Annotated in this window: 14 protein-coding genes; 9 read left to right on the forward strand and 5 right to left on the reverse strand. The window is 73.8% G+C overall.

Annotation, left to right across the window (positions count from 1 at the left end; translation table 11 throughout):
• Positions 1–396: 396 nt before the first annotated feature.
• From ACFYYF_RS28435 to ACFYYF_RS28445, 3 genes are all read right to left on the reverse strand, one after another.
• Positions 397–1,389, reverse strand: a complete 993-nt coding sequence (locus tag ACFYYF_RS28435) for a DMT family transporter (protein ID WP_388780420.1) — start codon at positions 1,387–1,389, stop codon at positions 397–399.
• A 100-nt stretch (positions 1,390–1,489) separates the two neighbouring features.
• Positions 1,490–2,614 carry a peptidoglycan bridge formation glycyltransferase FemA/FemB family protein gene (locus ACFYYF_RS28440; RefSeq protein ID WP_361678557.1) on the reverse strand — a complete coding sequence of 375 codons (1,125 nt, stop codon included), beginning with the start codon at positions 2,612–2,614 and terminating at the stop codon, positions 1,490–1,492.
• Between the two features lie 46 nt (positions 2,615–2,660).
• Positions 2,661–5,657 carry an FAD-binding and (Fe-S)-binding domain-containing protein gene (locus tag ACFYYF_RS28445; protein ID WP_388780521.1) on the reverse strand — a complete coding sequence of 999 codons (2,997 nt, stop codon included), beginning with the start codon at positions 5,655–5,657 and terminating at the stop codon, positions 2,661–2,663.
• A 487-nt stretch (positions 5,658–6,144) separates the two neighbouring features.
• On the opposite strand from ACFYYF_RS28445, the gene ACFYYF_RS28450 reads away from it, so the two are divergent.
• From ACFYYF_RS28450 to serC, 7 genes are all read left to right on the forward strand, one after another.
• Positions 6,145–7,938 carry an ATP-binding protein gene (locus ACFYYF_RS28450; protein WP_388780421.1) on the forward strand — a complete coding sequence of 598 codons (1,794 nt, stop codon included), beginning with the start codon at positions 6,145–6,147 and terminating at the stop codon, positions 7,936–7,938.
• Entirely contained in the window at positions 7,935–8,342 is a 408-nt protein-coding gene (locus ACFYYF_RS28455) for a roadblock/LC7 domain-containing protein (RefSeq protein ID WP_361678563.1), read from the forward strand. The genes ACFYYF_RS28450 and ACFYYF_RS28455 overlap by 4 nt, the downstream gene beginning before the upstream one ends.
• The gene (locus tag ACFYYF_RS28460) at positions 8,339–8,695 is read left to right on the forward strand and encodes a DUF742 domain-containing protein (protein ID WP_388780422.1); all 357 of its coding nucleotides are present in this window, start codon (positions 8,339–8,341) and stop codon (positions 8,693–8,695) included. The genes ACFYYF_RS28455 and ACFYYF_RS28460 overlap by 4 nt, the downstream gene beginning before the upstream one ends.
• Positions 8,676–9,314, forward strand: coding sequence for an ATP/GTP-binding protein (locus ACFYYF_RS28465; RefSeq protein ID WP_388780423.1), 639 nt, complete (start codon positions 8,676–8,678; stop codon positions 9,312–9,314). Before ACFYYF_RS28460 ends, ACFYYF_RS28465 begins: the two co-directional genes overlap by 20 nt.
• A complete protein-coding gene (locus ACFYYF_RS28470; protein ID WP_361678566.1) occupies positions 9,311–10,531 on the forward strand; it encodes a cytochrome P450 in 1,221 nt (406 codons plus the stop codon). The genes ACFYYF_RS28465 and ACFYYF_RS28470 overlap by 4 nt, the downstream gene beginning before the upstream one ends.
• A gap of 112 nt (positions 10,532–10,643) precedes the next feature.
• Positions 10,644–11,867 carry a cytochrome P450 gene (locus ACFYYF_RS28475; protein ID WP_365482343.1) on the forward strand — a complete coding sequence of 408 codons (1,224 nt, stop codon included), beginning with the start codon at positions 10,644–10,646 and terminating at the stop codon, positions 11,865–11,867.
• A 146-nt stretch (positions 11,868–12,013) separates the two neighbouring features.
• Positions 12,014–13,132 carry a phosphoserine transaminase gene (gene serC, locus ACFYYF_RS28480; RefSeq protein ID WP_388780424.1) on the forward strand — a complete coding sequence of 373 codons (1,119 nt, stop codon included), beginning with the start codon at positions 12,014–12,016 and terminating at the stop codon, positions 13,130–13,132.
• Between the two features lie 168 nt (positions 13,133–13,300).
• Here serC and ACFYYF_RS28485 read toward each other — a convergent pair whose 3' ends face one another.
• Positions 13,301–14,299, reverse strand: a complete 999-nt coding sequence (locus ACFYYF_RS28485; RefSeq protein WP_388780425.1) for a WD40 repeat domain-containing protein — start codon at positions 14,297–14,299, stop codon at positions 13,301–13,303.
• 175 nt (positions 14,300–14,474) lie between these two features.
• Between ACFYYF_RS28485 and ACFYYF_RS28490 the strand changes: the two genes are divergently transcribed.
• Both ACFYYF_RS28490 and ACFYYF_RS28495 read left to right on the forward strand, forming a co-directional pair.
• On the forward strand, positions 14,475–15,158 hold the full coding sequence (locus ACFYYF_RS28490; RefSeq protein WP_388780426.1) for an SGNH/GDSL hydrolase family protein: 684 nt from the start codon (positions 14,475–14,477) through the stop codon (positions 15,156–15,158).
• Between the two features lie 116 nt (positions 15,159–15,274).
• Complete coding sequence (locus ACFYYF_RS28495; RefSeq protein ID WP_388780427.1) at positions 15,275–16,267, forward strand: aldo/keto reductase; 993 nt, start codon at positions 15,275–15,277, stop codon at positions 16,265–16,267.
• 249 nt (positions 16,268–16,516) lie between these two features.
• Here the strand turns inward: ACFYYF_RS28495 and thpR are convergent, their stop codons facing one another.
• Complete coding sequence (gene thpR / locus ACFYYF_RS28500; RefSeq protein ID WP_388780428.1) at positions 16,517–17,107, reverse strand: RNA 2',3'-cyclic phosphodiesterase; 591 nt, start codon at positions 17,105–17,107, stop codon at positions 16,517–16,519.
• Between the last annotated feature and the right edge of the window lie 5 nt (positions 17,108–17,112).

Raw genomic sequence — 17,112 nt, forward strand, 5'->3', positions numbered from 1 at the left:
CGGGCCCCCGGACGGCAGCGGGCACCGGGAGCCGCGGGCACCGGGAGGCAGGGGGTTCGTGCCGGGCACCGGCCGTGCCAGGGGCACCAGTCACCGCCGGGCCACCGGGCCGCGGCAGTGGCGTCGGGCCGCCCGGGCGACCGTGAGCGCCCGGAGCCGTGGGCACCGCAAGACCGGCGGTTCACGCCGGGCCACCGGGCCGCCGCAGGACGCCGCACCGGGGGTCGCGGGGCGGATTGTCAGGGAGAGCCGCGAGGCGGGGCCGGCCCGGGCAGCTCGCCGGGGGCGGTGACGAGGTGCCGGTCCGGGCGGGTCTCGGGGCGCGCGGAGGCGGGGCCGGAAGCGCGGTTCCGGACATCCCCCGGGATCGGGTCGGGGTGCCGGTTCGGGGTGGGGTCAGGGCACGTCGAGCGGGAGGGTCGCCTTGCCTCGGCCGACCTGGGTGCGGACCGCGCCCATGCTCGCGCCGATGACCAGGGCGATCGCGGCCGCCTGGGTGGCGGTCAGGGCCTGGTCGAGGATGAGGAAGCCCGCTGTCGCGGCGATGGCGGGCTCCAGGCTCATGAGGATCGCGAAGGTGGAGGCGGGCAGGCGGCGCAGGGCGAGGAGTTCGAGGGTGTAGGGCAGGACGGAGGAGAGGACCGCGACCGCGGAGCCGAGGGCCACGGTGGTGGGGTCCAGGAGCCGGGTGCCGGACTCGGCGATCCCCAGCGGGAGGAACAGCAGCGCCGCCACCGCCATGGCCAGCGCCAGCCCGTCGGCCTGCGGGAACCGGCGGCCCGTGCGGGCGCTGAAGACGATGTACGCCGCCCACATCGCGCCCGCCCCGAGCGCGAACGCGACGCCCACCGGGTCCAGTGAGCCGAATCCTCCGCCGCTCAGCAGGAAGACCCCGCACAGGGCGAGCCCCGCCCACACCGCGTTGACCGCGCGGCGGGAGGCGAACACCGAGAGCGCGAGGGGGCCGAGCACCTCCAGGGTGACGGCGGCGCCGAGGGGGATGCGGGCGACCGACTCGTAGAAGAGGCCGTTCATCGCGCCCATGGCGATGCCGAAGACGGCGACCGTCCCCCAGTCGGTGCGCGAGTGGCCGCGCAGCCGGGGACGGCAGAACAGGAGCAGGATCACCGCGGCGGCGAGCAGGCGCAGGGTGACCACGCCGAGCGCGCCGGCCCGGGGCATGAGGGTCACCGCGAGGGCGCCGCCGAACTGGACCGAGATCCCCCCGGCCAGCACCAGTCCGACGGGCCCGAGGGAGCCGAGACGGCCGGGCGCGCCGCCCGAGGACACGGGGACGTGCTCCGTCCCGGGGGCGGTTGCGGACGACGGGGTGGTGGCGCTGGGGGTGCTCACGGGCGGTCCTGGAGGCTGGCTCGGTCGGGCGTTCATCACGATGTACTGCCGAGTCCAGGGTAGTGGACTTCGTCAGGAGTGTGAACCGCTTATACAGCTGTCCTGCATGCTGAGACCCGGATCGGGACGCCCCGCCTCACCGTCGGGACATGTAGACGTCCAGCGCCTTGTGCAGCAGCCGGTTGATGGGGAGGTCCCACTCCCCGAGGTACTCCGCGGCCTCGCCGCCCGCGCCCGCCTTGAAGCGCAGCAGTCCGACGAGGTGGTCGCTCTCGTCGAGGGTGTCGGTGATGCCGCGGAAGTCGTACACGGCGGCGCCCAGCGCGTGGGCGTCGCTCATCATGCGCCACTGGATGGCGTTGTTGGGCTGGACCTCGCGCTTGCGGCTGGTGGAGGCACCGTAGGAGTACCAGACGTGGCTGCCGACGGTCAGCATGGTCGCCGCGGCCAGGACGTCGCCCTCGTGGCGGGCGAGGTACAGCCGCATGCGGTCGGGGTCCTCGGCCGTCAGCGAGGTCCACATCCGCTGGAAGTAGGGCAGCGGGCGCGGGATGAACCGGTCCCGTTCCGCCGTCTCCGCGTAGAGCTCGTAGAACGCGGGCAGGTCGTCGTAGCCGCCCCTGACCACCTCGACGCCGGCCTTGTCGGCCTTCTTGATGTTGCGCCGCCACTGCTGGTTGAGGCCCTTGTGGATCTCCTCCAGGGAGCGCCCGGCGAAGGGGACCTGGAAGACGTAGCGCGGCTGGCCGGCCGCGAAGCCCTCCTCGCCGCCCGGCTCGGTCCGCTGCCAGCCCATGGCCCGCAGCCGCTCGGCGATCTCCGCGGCGCCCGGCTCGTGGGAGGTCGCGGTCACCTCGCCGAGGCGCCGCGCCGCGGGATCGGCGATGGCCGTCTTCACGGTGTCCGCGCTCCAGCGCCGCGCGACGACGGGCGGCCCCATCTTCACGGTGAACGCGCCGCGCGACTTCAGATGCGCGACCATCGGCCGCAGCCAGCGTTCGGCGAGGTCCGGGTCGTGCCAGTCGATGACGGGCCCCTCCGGCAGATACGCCAGGTACCGCCTGACCTTCGGCAGCGGGCGCAGCAGCACGAGACCGGCCCCTCGAAGGCGGCCGTCGGCGTCGAACCAGCCGAGGCTCTCCGCACGCCAGTCCGGCTTCACGTCCCCCCAGGACGGCACCTGCATATGGCTGGCCGAGGGCCGCGAGCGGACGAACGCCAGGTGTTCGTCGCGGGTGATCGACTGCAGGCGCAGGGTCATGCGGGTCGCTCCTCGGAGTCCTTCGGCCGGTGAAATGCCAGCGTAGCTACGCGGTTCCCGCGGGCCCCCCGTTCCGTGGGCCGGCGTCCAGAGCCTGTGCCAGGACCTCCGCCAGGTGGCGGCCCCTGCGGCCGGAGAGCTGGGCCAGCTGGGTGCGGCAGGAGAAGCCGTCGGCGAGGACCACGGCGGTGTCGCCGGCCGCCCGGACCGCCGGGAGGAGCTGTTCCTCCGCGCAGGCCCGCGACACCTCCTCGTGGCCCCGCTCGAAGCCGAAGTTGCCCGCGAGTCCGCAGCAGCCGCCGGCGAGGGCGCCTCTCAGGCCCGCCGCCTCGCGCAGCCGGCGTTCGGCCCCGTCGCCGAGGACCGCGTGCTGGTGGCAGTGCGTCTGGCCCACCGCCGGGCGGTCCAGGCGGGGCGGGGTCCAGTCCGGCGCGTGGCGTTCCAGTGCCTCCGCGAAGGTCACCACCGCGGCGGCGAGGCGCGTCGCGCGCGGGTCGCCGGGCAGCAGTTCGGGCAGGTCCGTGCGCAGGGCCGCGGCGCAGCTCGGCTCCAGCACGACGACCGGGAGGCCGTCCATGGCGAGGTAGGGCTCCATGAGGTCGAGGGTGCGGCGCAGGACGGCGCGGGCGCGGTCGAGCTGGCCGGTCGAGACGTACGTCAGTCCGCAGCAGACGCGGTGCCGGCGGCGCGGGAGGAGCAGGCCCGGGCGGAGGGGGCCCCTGGTGACCCCGTCGCCGACGGGCCCGTGGCGCCACACCGTCCTCGGCGGCAGCAGGACCGCCAGTCCGGCGGCCTCCAGGACCCGTACGGCGGCACGGCCGACGGAGGGTTCCAGGTGTTCGGTGAAGGTGTCGGGCCACAGGAGGACCGTCCTGTCCCCGAACCCGGGGAACAGTCCGGCCGGGGGCCGCCGCCCCTCACGCTCCGCCCCGCCCGGACCGCCCGGACCGCCCGGGGCGTCCGGTCCGCCCGGTGCCTCCGTCGCGCCCCGGCGCCGTTCGCGCACGTACGCCCGTGCCCGGTCCCGGAACCGGGCCGACCACCACTGGCTGAACGTCTCCGGTGCCAGCCGCGGGATCTCCCGTGCGGGTGCGACACCGGCCAGGCGCTTGGCCGCGGCGGCCAACAGGGGCAGGGACATCAGGGAGTTGACGAGCCGGGCCGAGCGGGTGCGGGTCACGGCCGCGAGCCAGAAGGGGAGCCGGCCCAGCGCGTAGTGCGCGGCGGGGCGCCGGCGGCCGGCGTAGTGGTGGTGGAGGAACTCCGCCTTGTACGTGGCCATGTCGACGCCGACGGGGCAGTCGGACCGGCAGCCCTTGCACGACAGGCACAGGTCCAGCGCGTCGCGGACCTCCGTCGAGCGCCACCCGTCGGTGACGATCTCGCCGGCGAGCATCTCGTGCAGCAGCCTGGCCCGCCCGCGTGTGGAGTGCGCCTCCTCGCCGGTCGCCCGGAAGGAGGGGCACATGACCCCGTCGCCGCCCTGCGCCGATGCCGTACGGCACTTGGCGACGCCCACACAGCGGCGCACCGCCGCCGAGAAGTCCCCGCCGTCCGCCGGATAGCCGAACTCCACGTCGACGGGGCGGTGCGGCAGCACCGCGAAGCGCAGGTTCTCGTCCAGCCGGTGCGGGCGCACGAGCATGCCGGGGTTGAGCAGGTCGCGCGGATCCCAGAGGTCCTTGGCCTGTTCGAAGAGGCGGACCATGTCGGCGCCGTACATGGCCGGCAGCAGTTCGGCCCGGGCCTGCCCGTCCCCGTGCTCGCCGGACAGGGAGCCCCCGTGGGAGACGACGAGGCGGGCGGCCTCCTCGGAGAAGCGCCGGAAGCGGGCCACGCCCGCCGGGGAGATCAGGTCGAAGTCGATCCGGACGTGGATGCAGCCGTCGCCGAAGTGCCCGTACGGGGTGCCGTGCAGGCCGTGGGCGGCGAGCAGGGCGCGGAAGTCGCGCAGATAGGCGCCGAGCCGGGCGGGCGGGACCGCGCAGTCCTCCCAGCCGGGCCAGGCCTCGCCGCCGAGCCCGCGGCCCCGGCCGGCCGGGGCGCCGTCGCCCGCGTACGGCATCCGGGTCGCCGTGCCGCTCGCGTCCTCCCGCAGCCGCCACAGCGCCCGTTGCCCCGCCGGGTCGGTGACCACGAGCGCGTCCCGTACGCCGGCGGCGCGCACGATCGTGTCCGCGCTCGCGCGTGCCTCGGCCGGCGATCCGCCGCCCGTCTCCACGAACAGCCAGGCCCCGCCGCGCGGCAGCCCCGCGTCGGCGGGCACGAGATCGGCGGCCATCCCCTCCACGGTCAGCGGCCCGTGCCCGAGCAGGCCGGCCGCGGCGTCGGCGGCGGCGCTCTCGTCGGGGTAGGCGAGGACGGCGAGGGCCCGGGCGCGGGGTGCCTCGACCAGGCGTACGACCGCCTCGGTGAGCAGGCCCCAGGTGCCCTCGGAGCCGCAGAACGCGCGGGCCACGTCCGCGCCGCGCTCGGGCAGCAGCGCGTCGAGGGCGTATCCGGAGATCCGCCGCGGAAGCTCGGGGAAACCGGTCCGCAGCAGCGCCAACTCGCCCTCCACCAGGGCTTTCAGGCCGTCCGGTGCGCCCTGCCAGGCACGGCCGAGGCGGCGGGTGTCACCGGCCGCGCCGACGACGGTGATCTCCCGTACGTTGTCGGCCGTGGTGCCCCAGGCGACCGAGTGGGAGCCGCAGGAGTTGTTGCCGATCATCCCGCCGAGGGTGCAGCGGCTGTGCGTGGAGGGGTCGGGGCCGAAACGCAGGCCGTGCGGGGCCGCGGCCTCCTGGAGGCGGTCGAGGACGGCACCGGGCTGGACGACGGCCGTACGGGCCTCCGGGTCCACCGCGAGGATCCGGTTCATGTGGCGGGTGAAGTCCAGGACGACCCCGGTGCCCGTGGCCTGCCCGGCGATCGAGGTGCCGCCGCCGCGCGCCACGACCGGCACCGCGTGCTCGCGGCACACGGCGAGCGCGGCGGCCACGTCGTCGGCGTCCCGCGGGGCCACCACGCCGAGCGGTACGCGCCGGTAGTTGGAGGCGTCCATGGTGGTCAGCGCCCGTGCCGTCACGTCGAAGGAGACCTCGCCGCGCACGGCGCCCACGAGGTCGGACCTGAGCCGGCCGTCCGGCTCCTCGGGCTTCCCGGCCAGGAGTCCGTCCGGCCCCTCCCCCGACAGCCCGCCGAGTCGTCCGGGGTTCCGTCCCCGGCCTCGCCGCCGGGACCGCCCGCCCGGCTCGCCCCCGGCCCGCCCGCCGGGATTCCCCCCGGGGCTTCCTTCCGGCCGTCCACCCAGATCCGTCATGTCTCCAGGATGCCGCCGGGCTTCGGCAGCGGCCCTCCGGCCGCGCACCCGAAAGGCCCCGATATGCGGGGGCGATCATGAAACCGCTTTTCGAAGCTTCCCAATCGGATCACGAACTCTCATATAGTGACGGCGACTTGAGCATCATGTGTCGCTTCTCGCCCAGGACCGACCGAGGACACGACCGAGGACACGTTCTCCCCCCAGGAACACGACCGAGGACCGATTGATGACCCCGCCCCAGCCCTCCGGCGAACGACCCACCCCGCGCGCCACGGCGAAAGCCGCGCTGACCGCCGCCGTCCCGGCCGCCGCCGCGGTGGTGGCCGCCGTCCTGCTGGCCCCCGAGCCCGCCCGCGTGCCCCTCGCCTGGGGCAGCGGCGCCGCCGCGTTGCTGCTGTGCGCCGCCGTCGCGGTGGCCGCCCACGCGGTGCAGGCGAAACGCATCGCGCTCCGGCGCCTCGACGGCGTGACCAAGGACGCCGGCCGGCTCCTGCAGGAACGCGCCCGGCTGGCCGAGGAGTTCGGCCAGGAGCGGGCCCGGCTCGCCGACGAGAGCGCCCGCGAACGCGCCCGCGCCGCCGAGGCCGCCGCCCAGGAACGGATCCGTCTGACCGAGACGGCCGAGCGCGAACGCGCCCGCCTCACCGAGCAGTTCGCCGAGGAGCGGGCCCTGCTCACCGGGGACCGCGCCCGGCTCACCGAGCGCAACGCCGAACTCTCCGAGCGCACCCGGCGGGCCGTCGGCGACCGTGCCGCCGCGATCTCCGCGACCGCCAACGCGGCGGCCCGCATGCAGGCGCTCTCCACCGGCATGCTCGCCGACCTGCGGGCCATGGAGGAGCGGCACTCCGACGAGGACGTCCTCGCCGACCTCCTCCACCTCGACCACCGCACCGCGCAGGCGGGCCGCCTCGCCGACTCCGTCGCCGTGCTGACCGGCGCCCGCTCGGGACGCCGCTGGGCCCGGCCGATCGTCATGGAGTCCATCCTGCGCGGCGCCATGGGCCGCATCGGCGGCTACCAGCGCGTGCGCGTCCACTCCACCAGCGAGGCCGCCGTCGCCGGCCACGCCGCCGAGGGCGTGATGCACGCGCTCGCCGAACTCCTCGACAACGCCGCCAACTTCTCGCCGCCCACCGCCGAAGTGCACGTGTACGTCGAGGAGGTCCCCGCCGGTGTCATCGTCTCCGTCGAGGACAGCGGCCTGGTCATGGGCGACGTGCCGCTGCGGCGCGCCGAACGCGCCGTCTCCGGGGAGGCGGTGGGCCCGGCCGGTCTCGGCGGCCTCACCGGCACCCGCCTCGGTCTCGCGGTGGTCGGCCGGCTGGCCCGCAAGCACGGTCTGAAGGTGTCCTTCCGGCCCTCCGCCCGCGGCGGCACCGGCGTGCTGGTCCTGATCCCGCAGGACATCCTCACGCAGCTGAACGCCCCCCTCACCACGGCCCCGCCGCCCGCCGGCCCCGAGGCGGTCTCCTCCGCCCCGACCGCCGTCGACGGCCACACGTCCGCGCCGACGCGGCCGGACGGCACCGGAACGCCGGAGCCCGTGACGGCGCCGGACCCGCAGGAGTCCCGTACACCCGCGGAATCCGCCGAGTCCCCGGCCTCTCCGGCGTCCCCCGTGTCCTACGCCGCCGCCCGCGCGGCCGGCGATCTCGACCCGGACCCCGTCCCGACCCACGACTCGCCCCGGCACGAGCAGGGCCTCGCGGCCACCGGCGGCCTGCCCAAGCGCCGCCGCGGACGCACCCTCGCGCACGCCGAGCGCAGCCGCTCGCACGCCGAACGCGCCGCCGCCCCCGAGCCCCGTACCGGCGACGACCCCAAGAACCGGCCGGCCGCCCGCTTCGGCACCTTCCGCCAGGCGGTACGCGGCACGGCGCCGGAACCCGCGGAGGCCGGCGACCCGGCCCCGGCCAAGACACCGGCACGGGCCGAGGACCACGCATCGGCAACGACCAGTCCCCCCACCACGACCCCCACCGCGCACCCGCTCCCGGAAGGCGACACCACTTCATGACCGGCACCATCACCGCCGACGAGAAGCTCACCTGGCTCATCGAGGGTCTCCTTGAGCGCACCCCGGGCGCACGGCACGCGCTCGTGCTCTCCCGCGACGGACTGAAGCTGTGCCGCACCCCGGAGCTGTCGGTCGACCAGGCCGACCAGCTCGCCGCCATCGCCGCCGGCATCCAGTCGCTGTCCCACGGCGCCTCCGTGGAGTTCGGCGACGGCAGCGGCGGCGTGCGCTCGGCGATGGCCGAGTTCTACGGAGGGGTGCTGTTCATCGTGGAGGCCGGTGACGGCGCTCACCTCGCCGTCGTCACCGCCGAGGACGCCGATGCCGGACTGGTGGGCCACAACATGAGCGAACTGGTGGAACAGCTCGGCGAGTACCTGACCGCGCCGCCCCGCTCGTCATGAGCCGTCCTGGCAGGGACGACGCACCCGACCGGCTCTACACCCTCACAGGAGGGCGCACCCGGTCGGGCCCCGACACCCCCTTCGACCTCGTGACCCTGGTGGTCGCCGAGTGCGATCCGGCGGTGGGCATGCAGTCCGAGCACGCCGCGATCCTGCGGATGTGCGAGCGGCCGACGGCGGTCGTGGAGATCGCGGCGGAGCTGAGCCTGCCGGTGTCGATCACCCGCGTCCTGCTGTCCGACCTGCTCTCCACGGGCCGGGTCAGCGCCCGTCACCCGCACACCACTGTTCCCTCCGGTCTTCCCGATCCCGACATCCTGGAGCAGGTGCTCGTTGGACTCCGTAACCTCTGACGCTCGTGCGCCCCTGTCCGCGTCGGCCGACAACGGCCTCAAGATCGTGATCGTGGGCGGCTTCGGTGTCGGCAAGACGACCCTCGTCCGCTCGGTCAGCGAGATCCGTCCCCTCAACACCGAGGAGACGATGACGCAGGCCGGCGAGAGCGTCGACGACATCAGCGAGGTGCGCGGCAAGTCCGCGACCACCGTCGCCTTCGACTTCGGACGCATCACGCTGGACACGCACAACATCCTGTACCTGTTCGGCGCGCCCGGCCAGGAGCGGTTCTGGTTCCTGTGGGACCGGCTGTTCTCCGGGACGCTCGGGGCGATCGTCCTGGTCGACACCCGCCGCATCGACGAGTCCTGGTACGCCATCGACCGGCTGGAGCACCACGGCACGCCCTTCATCGTGGCCTGCAACGACTTCGGCGGCCCCGCGCACACCCCCGCGCAGATCCGCGAGGCCCTCGACCTCGACCCCCACGTACCGCTGCTCGACTGCGACGCCCGCTCCCGGGAGTCCAGCAAGCAGGTGCTGATCACGCTGGTGGAGCACCTCCAGTCCCTGTACGCCCGTCACGGCGCCGCGGCCGCGGAAGGCGCCCTTCACTCACCGGAGCCCGCGCTGTGACCTCCGCCCCCACCACCGCGCCCGTCCCCCTCGGCGGACCGCGGTTCCAGACCGAACCCGCCGAGCTGTACCGGGAGATGCGGCGCGACCACGGCTCCGTCGTGCCCGTCGTCCTCGACGGCGACATCCCGGCCTGGCTCGTGCTCGGCTACCGCGAACTGCACCAGGTCACCGGCGACCCCCAGCTCTTCAGCCGGGACTCGGAGCTGTGGAGCCAGTGGGACCGCATCCCCGACGACTGGCCGCTGCTGCCGATGATCGGCCGCAGGCAGCCCTCCATCCTGTACACCGTCGGAGAGCGCCACCGCGAGCGCGCCGCGATGATCAGCGACGCTCTCGAAGCCGTCGACCCCTTCGAACTGCGCTCCCAGGCCGAGAAGTTCGCCGACGAGCTGATCGACGCGATCTGCCCCAAGGGCGAGACGGACCTCATCGGCGACTACGCGGCCCTGCTGCCCGTACGGGTCCTCGCGACGCTCTACGGCTTCTCGGACGAGCAGGGCCCCGGACTGGTCACCGCCCTGAACGACATGATCAACGGGCGCGAGGGCGCGCTGGCCGGACAGCAGCATCTGGCCTCCTCCATGGCCGGGTTGATCGCGGACCGCACGGAGAAGCCCGCCGACGACGTCGTCTCGCGGATGCTCGCGAACACCGCGGGCTTCGACGCCATGGAGATCGTCCAGGACCTCATGGTCATGATGGCCGCCGGCCACCAGCCGACGGCCGACTGGATCGGCAACTCGCTGCGGCTGATGCTCACCGACGACCGGTTCGCTGCCTCCCTGTTCGGCGGCCGGCACAGCGTCGCCGAGGCCATGAACGAGGTCCTGTGGGAGGACACGCCGACCCAGAACGTGGCCGGACGCTGGGCCTCCCGCGACACCCAGCTCGGCGGCCGCCGGATCCGCTCCGGCGACCTGCTGCTGCTCGGTCTCCAGGGCGCCAACTCCGACCCCCAGGTCCGCACCGACAGCTCCGCGCTCACCGGCGGCAACAACGCCCACTTCTCCTTCGGCCACGGGGAGCACCGCTGCCCGTTCCCGGCCCAGGAGGTCGCCGAGGTCATCGCGCGGACCGGCATCGAGGTCGTCCTGGACCGGCTGCCTGACATCGACCTGGCCGTGCCCGCCGAGACACTGACCCGGCGCCCCTCCCCGTGGCTGCGGGGACTGAACGAACTGCCCGTGCGGTTCACGCCCGTACCCGTCCTCTGAGACCCCCCTCGCCACCCGGCCGGCACACCCCTCGTCCGGCCGGGTCCCGGGGCTGTCCCCATGCCCCGGGGAAAACGCTTCACCCCACCCCAGCCCTTGGAGGCACCCCCGCATGACCACCGGTACCGAAGAGACCCGCATAGCCCTGGACCCCTTCGTCGCCGACCTCGACGGCGAGAGCGCCGCGCTGCGTGCCGCCGGGCCGCTCGCCGCCGTCGAACTGCCCGGCGGTGTCCCGGTGTGGGCGGTCACCCACCACGCCGAGGCGCGCGCCCTGCTCACGGACCCCCGCCTGGTGAAGGACATCAACGTCTGGGGCGCCTGGCAGCGCGGCGAGATCGCCCCCGACTGGCCGCTGATCGGCCTCGCCAACCCCGGCCGCTCCATGCTCACCGTGGACGGCGCCGACCACCGGCGGATGCGCACCCTGGTGGCACAGGCGCTGACCCCGCGCCGGGTGGAGCAGATGCGGGAGCGGATCGCGAAGCTGACGGAAAGTCTGCTCGACAACCTCACCGGTGACGTCGTCGACCTGAAGGCCGACTTCGCCTACCCCCTGCCCATGTACGTCGTCGCCGACCTCATGGGCATCGACGAGTCCCGGCTGCCGCGCCTCAAGGAGCTGTTCGAGAAGTTCTTCTCGACGCAGACCCCGCCCGCCGAGGTCATCGCGACCCTCACCGAGCTGGCCGGGATCATGGCGGAGACGGTGGCGGCCAAGCGTGCCGAGCCGGGCGACGACCTGACCAGCGCGCTGATCCTGGCCTCCGAGGACGGCGACCACCTCACCGACGCCGAGATCGTCTCGACCCTCCAGCTCATGGTCGCGGCCGGTCACGAGACGACGATCTCCCTCATCGTCAACGCGGTCGTCAACCTGTCCGCACACCCCGACCAGCGCGCCCTCGTCCTGTCCGGCGAGGCGGACTGGTCCGCGGTCGTCGAGGAGACCCTGCGCTACGCCACCCCGACCTCGCACGTCCTCATCCGCTTCGCCACGGAGGACGTCCCGGTCGGCGACAAGGTGATCCCGGCGGGCGACGCGCTCATCGTGTCGTACGGGGCGATCGGCCGCGACGAGAACGCCCACGGGCCCACCGCGGGCGAGTTCGACATCAGCCGCACGAGCAAGAACCGGCACATCTCCTTCGGCCACGGACCCCACGTCTGCCCCGGCGCGGCCCTGTCCCGGCTGGAGGCGGGCGTCGCCCTGCCCGCGCTGTACGAGCGCTTCCCGTCCCTGGACCTGGCCGTCCCGGTGTCGGAACTGCGCAACAAGCCGGTGGTGACGCAGAACGACCTGTTCGAGCTGCCGGTCCGGCTCACCGCCGAGTGAACTGACCGGGCGTGACCCGCGGGCCGCCGGAGGAGCCGCCACGGCCCCTCCGGCGGCCGCGCCCGCACCACGCCCCGTCAACACGCGCCGTCTCAGCCGACGGACGACGTTTCACCGAGGTTTCCCGGAACGGCTAGGCTCCAGGCGTGGCTGATATCCAGATCCCCGCTGACCTCAAGCCCGCCGACGGACGATTCGGCGCCGGCCCCTCCAAGGTGCGGACGGAGGCACTGGACGCGCTGGCCGCGACCGGCGCCTCCCTGCTCGGCACATCCCACCGCCAGGCCCCGGTCAAGAACCTGGTCGGCAAGGTGCGCGAGGGCGTGCGCGAGCTGTTCTCCCTGCCCGACGGGTACGAGGTCGTCCTCGGCAACGGCGGCTCCACCGCGTTCTGGGACGTCGCGACGCACGGCCTGATCGAGAACAAGTCGCAGCACCTCACGTTCGGCGAGTTCTCCTCCAAGTTCGCCAAGGCCGCCAAGCTCGCCCCGTGGCTCGCCGAGCCGACCGTGGTCTCCTCCGACCCGGGCACGCACCCCGAGCCGGTCGCCGAGGCGGGCGCCGACGTCTACGCCTTCACCCACAACGAGACCTCGACCGGTGTCGCCGCCCCGATCAAGCGGGTCGCGGGCGCCGACGAGGGCGCCCTCGTCCTGGTGGACGCCACCTCCGGCGCCGGCGGCCTGCCCGTCGACATCGCCGAGACCGACGTCTACTACTTCGCCCCGCAGAAGTCCTTCGCCTCCGACGGCGGCCTGTGGATCGGTGTGTTCTCCCCGGCGGCGATCGAGCGCGCCGAGCGCATCCACGCCTCCGGCCGGCACATCCCGGAGTTCTTCTCGCTGCCCACGGCGATCGACAACTCCCGCAAGAACCAGACGTACAACACCCCGGCGCTGGCCACGCTCTTCCTGCTCAACGAGCAGCTGGAGTGGATCAACGGCCAGGGCGGCCTCGCCTGGTCCGCGGCCCGCACGAAGGACTCCTCGACGCGCCTGTACCGCTGGGCCGAGGACAGCAAGTACGCCACCCCGTTCGTGACGGACGCGGCCAAGCGCTCGCAGGTCATCGGCACGATCGACTTCGCCGACGAGATCGACGCCGCCGCGATCGCCAAGGTCCTGCGCGCCAACGGCATCGTCGACACCGAGCCGTACCGCAAGCTCGGCCGCAACCAGCTCCGCGTCGCCATGTTCCCGGCGATCGACCCGGCGGACGTCGAGGCGCTGACGCGCTGCATCGACCACGTGATCGAGAAGCTGTAACCGCACGACGGCGACCGAGGGGCGTCCGGCACGCGAGTGCGGGGCGCCCCTTCGCCGTGCGCGGGGACCGCCGGGCGCCCTCGGCCGTACCTGCGGCCCGTGACCGCGGCTCAGCGGCACTGCGGGCCATGACCGCGGCTCAGCGGCACTGCGGGCCATGACCGCGGCTCAGCGGCGGCGCAGCCGCCTGAAGCCGAACACCACGGCGAACAGGGCCGCGACCGCGATGGCGCCGATCTTCACCTCGCCGTCCATCCCGTCACCGCTGCCGCCCCCGGCGGCCGAACCACCCTCCTTGGAAGACGAGTTGGAGCCCGACCCCGAGGCGCCCGGCGCGTCCTCCGGCTCCACGGCGCTGTCCGCGCCCTCGCTGCCGTACATGAGCTTCGATCCGTCGGGCGTGTAGGTGATCGACTCGCCCTGGCCCTGGAGGGGCACGTTCAGGCGCTCCTGACGTTTGATCCGCCCGTCGTTCCAGGCGTAGGCGATGCCGCCGAAGTAGCCGCGCACGGCGAGCTGCCGGCCGTCGGGGGAGAACGCGCCGTCGGTGACCCACAGGTCGATGGTGGCCACCGGCTTGAAGACGTTGGTCGAGCCGGCGGAGAGCTCGGCGGGACCTTCGTAGAGGTGGCCGCCGTCCTCGTCCTTGTCGGCGATGTAGACGCGCCCCGTCTTGGGATGCACCATCAGCGCCTCCGCGTTGCGGGGGCCGTCCGAGTACTTCACGTCGTACTGGGTGGCGCGGACCGTCTGGTCCTTGAGCACCTTCGGCTCGGGGAGCTTGTAGATCCACACGTGGTCCCACTTGCCGCCGAGGTTGTCGCCGATGTCGCCGACGTACAGGTCGCCGTCGGGACCCAGGGAGATCGCCTCGACGTCCCGGGGCGCGCCGACCCCGCTCATGGTGATCCTGGCGACGGTCTCGCCCGTACGGCTGTCGACCGCGTACAGGTACGGCCCGTCGTCGCTGTCGTTGTGGGTCCAGTAGACGCCCGGGTGGATGCGCGAGGCGGCCAGTCCGCTGGATTCCTTGATCCGGGGGTCCTTGATGGTGAATCCCCCGTCCCCGCCGTCGGCGAGGGCGGGCGCCGCCAGGGCGAGGACGAGGGCCGCTCCGGCAAGGGCTCCGGCGGCGGCTCCGGACACGAACGAGTGGGATCGGCGCATGGCCCAAGCCTGCCATCCCACCGGCCCGTTCACGTCGCCGCCCGCCCCTCGGACCCGCGCATCCCGGCCCGGCGCCCCGCCCGGACCCGCGCGGCGCGCCGGGCCGCGCGGGGGCGTGTCCAGCCTCACACCGCCGGGGCCCGTGGCGCCTGGGGCGATCGTCCATGATGATCGGATGCTCAGGTTCATGCCCGTCGGCGACTCCATGACGATCGGTAGCGCGGGCGAACACACGTGGCGTTACCGGATGTGGCAGCACCTGCGCGCGACCTGCGGGGGCCCGTTCAAGATCGTCGGCCCGCGCGAGACGCTCCACGACAAGGCGACCGGCTCCGCCGACTCCTACGAGTACGCGGACCCGGAGTTCCCCCGCGCCCACCTGGCCGGCTGGGGCGAGGGCTGGCTGCACATGGCCCCCCTGATCCGCGAGGCGGTCCGCGCGGAGCGCGCCGACGTCCTGCTGGTCTCGCTCGGCCTCATCGACCTCGGCTTCTACACCAACGCCGTCCAGACGGCCGACAACGTCCGCGTCTTCGTCGCGGAGGCCCGCGCCGCGAACCCGCGCGTCCGCATGGTCCTGCTCCCGGTGATACCGAACGTCCGCGCCCAGGACGACGCCCTTTTCGCCGCCGAGGTGGCCGCCTTCAACGAACTCCTCGCCAAGACGGTCGCCGACCTCGACGAGGCGCGCTCCCCGCTGCTGCTCGCGTCCCCGCCCGCCTCGTACGACATCGCCTTCGACACCTACGACGGCACCCACCCGAACGCGAGCGGAGAGCACAAGATCGCGGAGGGTTTCGCGGAGGCGATGCACCAGGCCTGGGACCTGGGCGAGCCCTACACGGCCGGGCCCGCCTGACCGCCGCGTCCGGCCCTCGCCCGCGCGGCCGGCGCCGGCCACCCCCGGCCCCCTCCCGCGCGGCCGTCCGGCCCGCCCTTGCCTAGAGCGCACTCCACGCCGTTGGCTGGTGAACCATGAAGTACACACAGCTCGGACGCACGGGGCTCAAGGTCAGCCGGCTCGTCCTCGGCACCATGAACTTCGGCCCGCAGACAGACGAGACCGACAGCCACGCGATCATGGACGCGGCGCTGGACGCGGGGATCAACTACGTCGACACCGCGAACGTGTACGGCTGGGGCGAGAACAAGGGCCGTACGGAATCGATCATCGGCAACTGGTTCGCCCAGGGCGGCGACCGCCGGGACCGGACGGTCCTCGCCACCAAGATGTACGCGAACATGGGCGCCGAGGGCGACCCGTGGCCCAACCACGACAAGCTCTCCGCCCTGAACATCCGGCGCTCGGTCGAGGCGAGCCTGAAGCGGCTCCAGACCGACTACATCGACATCTACCAGTTCCACCACGTCGACCGGTCCACCCCCTTCGAGGAGATCTGGCAGGCCGTCGACGTCCTGGTGCGGCAGGGGAAGATCCTCTACGTCGGGTCCAGCAACTTCCCCGGCTACAAGATCGCCCAGGCCAACGAGATCGCCGCCCGCCGCGGCGGGACCATCGGCCTGGTCAGCGAGCAGTGCCTCTACAACCTCGCCGAGCGCCGCGCCGAGATGGAGGTCATCCCGGCCGCCGAGGAGTACGGGCTCGGTGTCATCCCCTGGTCGCCGCTGCACGGCGGACTGCTGGGCGGTGTGATCAAGAAGGAGGTCGAGGGCGGCCGCCGGGCGAGCGGCCGGGCCGCCGACGCCCTCGCCGACACGGCCGTACGCGCCCAGATCCAGGCGTACGAGGATCTGCTGGAGAAGCACGGCCTGGAGCCCGGAGAGGCCGCGCTGGCCTGGCTGCTGACCCGCCCCGGGATCACCGGACCCATCGTGGGCCCGCGCACCGCGCAGCAGCTCGAATCGGCGCTGCGCGCGGTCGAGCTGGAGCTGTCGAAGGAGGTCCTGGAGGGGCTCGACGAGATCTTCCCGGGTCCGGGCCCGTCCCCCGAGGCGTTCGCCTGGTAGGGAGCGCGTCCGCCCTCGGGGTTCCGGCCTCGGGACGTCGGCTCGGGCTTCGGCCTCGGGCCTCGGCTCGGGCTTAGGCCTCGGGATGCCGGCCTCGGGGTGCTCGCCCCGGCGGCCGGCAGTGCGCGGCCTGCGCCCGGCGGTGGCGGTCGTTACCTGACCGCCGCCGCCAGGGCCACGACGACGAACATCAGCACGAGCACACCGGCCATGATCCGGTTACGGGTCTTCGGGTTCACGCCAACGAGGTTAACGGGCCGCGGGACCGCTCCCGTCGCCCGCCCCCAGCGGGCAGGCGGCCACCGTCTCGTATCGCGGCTGCTCACCGGGCACTCCCGACGTCGGCAGGTTGCTGCGGACGAGACACAGCTCACCCACCGTCCAGGACTTCCCGGCGAACGCGTCCAGCGCGGCGACGTACGGCCTGAAGTCCGCGGAGTCGCGGCTGCGGGCCACCGTCAGATGCGGCCGGTAGCGGCGGTGCTCCTCCATCTCGACGCCCGCCTTGCGGCCCGCCGCCTCCGCCCGGTCCGCCAGCAGCCGCATGGCCGCGATGTCCCCCGCCGCGCCCACCCACAGGGCCCGCCCGCCGAAGTGCCCGCCGCCGCGCAGGGACAGCGGGAACGGATCGGTGCGCCGGCCGGCCCGCAGCAGTCGCTCCGTGAGGTCCGGGACGGTCTCGTCGGCCACCTCGCCGTAGAACGCGAGCGTGAAGTGCCAGCCGGGGCGGTCCGTCCACCGCAGGGCGTCCGCACCCGGCGTCCGCCGCAACGCGTCCACCGCCGGTGCCAGCTCACGCATCGCACCGGCGGGGGGCAGGACGGCCGCGAAGAGTCTCATGCCCC

The organism is Streptomyces sp. NPDC001914 (assembly GCF_042891215.1).
Lineage (GTDB): Bacteria > Actinomycetota > Actinomycetes > Streptomycetales > Streptomycetaceae > Streptomyces.

What these genes read in the sequence shown, in the direction of transcription:
- ACFYYF_RS28445 (WP_388780521.1), bottom strand. Translation starts at nt 5,657, where the DNA reads ATGGACGCCTCCAACTACCGGCGCGTACCGCTCGGCGTGGTGGCCCCG.
- ACFYYF_RS28495 (WP_388780427.1), top strand. Translation starts at nt 15,275, where the DNA reads ATGAAGTACACACAGCTCGGACGCACGGGGCTCAAGGTCAGCCGGCTC.
- ACFYYF_RS28475 (WP_365482343.1), top strand. Translation starts at nt 10,644, where the DNA reads ATGACCACCGGTACCGAAGAGACCCGCATAGCCCTGGACCCCTTCGTC.
- thpR (WP_388780428.1), bottom strand. Translation starts at nt 17,107, where the DNA reads ATGAGACTCTTCGCGGCCGTCCTGCCCCCCGCCGGTGCGATGCGTGAG.
- ACFYYF_RS28460 (WP_388780422.1), top strand. Translation starts at nt 8,339, where the DNA reads ATGAGCCGTCCTGGCAGGGACGACGCACCCGACCGGCTCTACACCCTC.
- ACFYYF_RS28450 (WP_388780421.1), top strand. Translation starts at nt 6,145, where the DNA reads ATGACCCCGCCCCAGCCCTCCGGCGAACGACCCACCCCGCGCGCCACG.
- ACFYYF_RS28485 (WP_388780425.1), bottom strand. Translation starts at nt 14,299, where the DNA reads ATGCGCCGATCCCACTCGTTCGTGTCCGGAGCCGCCGCCGGAGCCCTT.
- ACFYYF_RS28490 (WP_388780426.1), top strand. Translation starts at nt 14,475, where the DNA reads ATGCTCAGGTTCATGCCCGTCGGCGACTCCATGACGATCGGTAGCGCG.
- ACFYYF_RS28455 (WP_361678563.1), top strand. Translation starts at nt 7,935, where the DNA reads ATGACCGGCACCATCACCGCCGACGAGAAGCTCACCTGGCTCATCGAG.
- ACFYYF_RS28440 (WP_361678557.1), bottom strand. Translation starts at nt 2,614, where the DNA reads ATGACCCTGCGCCTGCAGTCGATCACCCGCGACGAACACCTGGCGTTC.
- ACFYYF_RS28435 (WP_388780420.1), bottom strand. Translation starts at nt 1,389, where the DNA reads ATGAACGCCCGACCGAGCCAGCCTCCAGGACCGCCCGTGAGCACCCCC.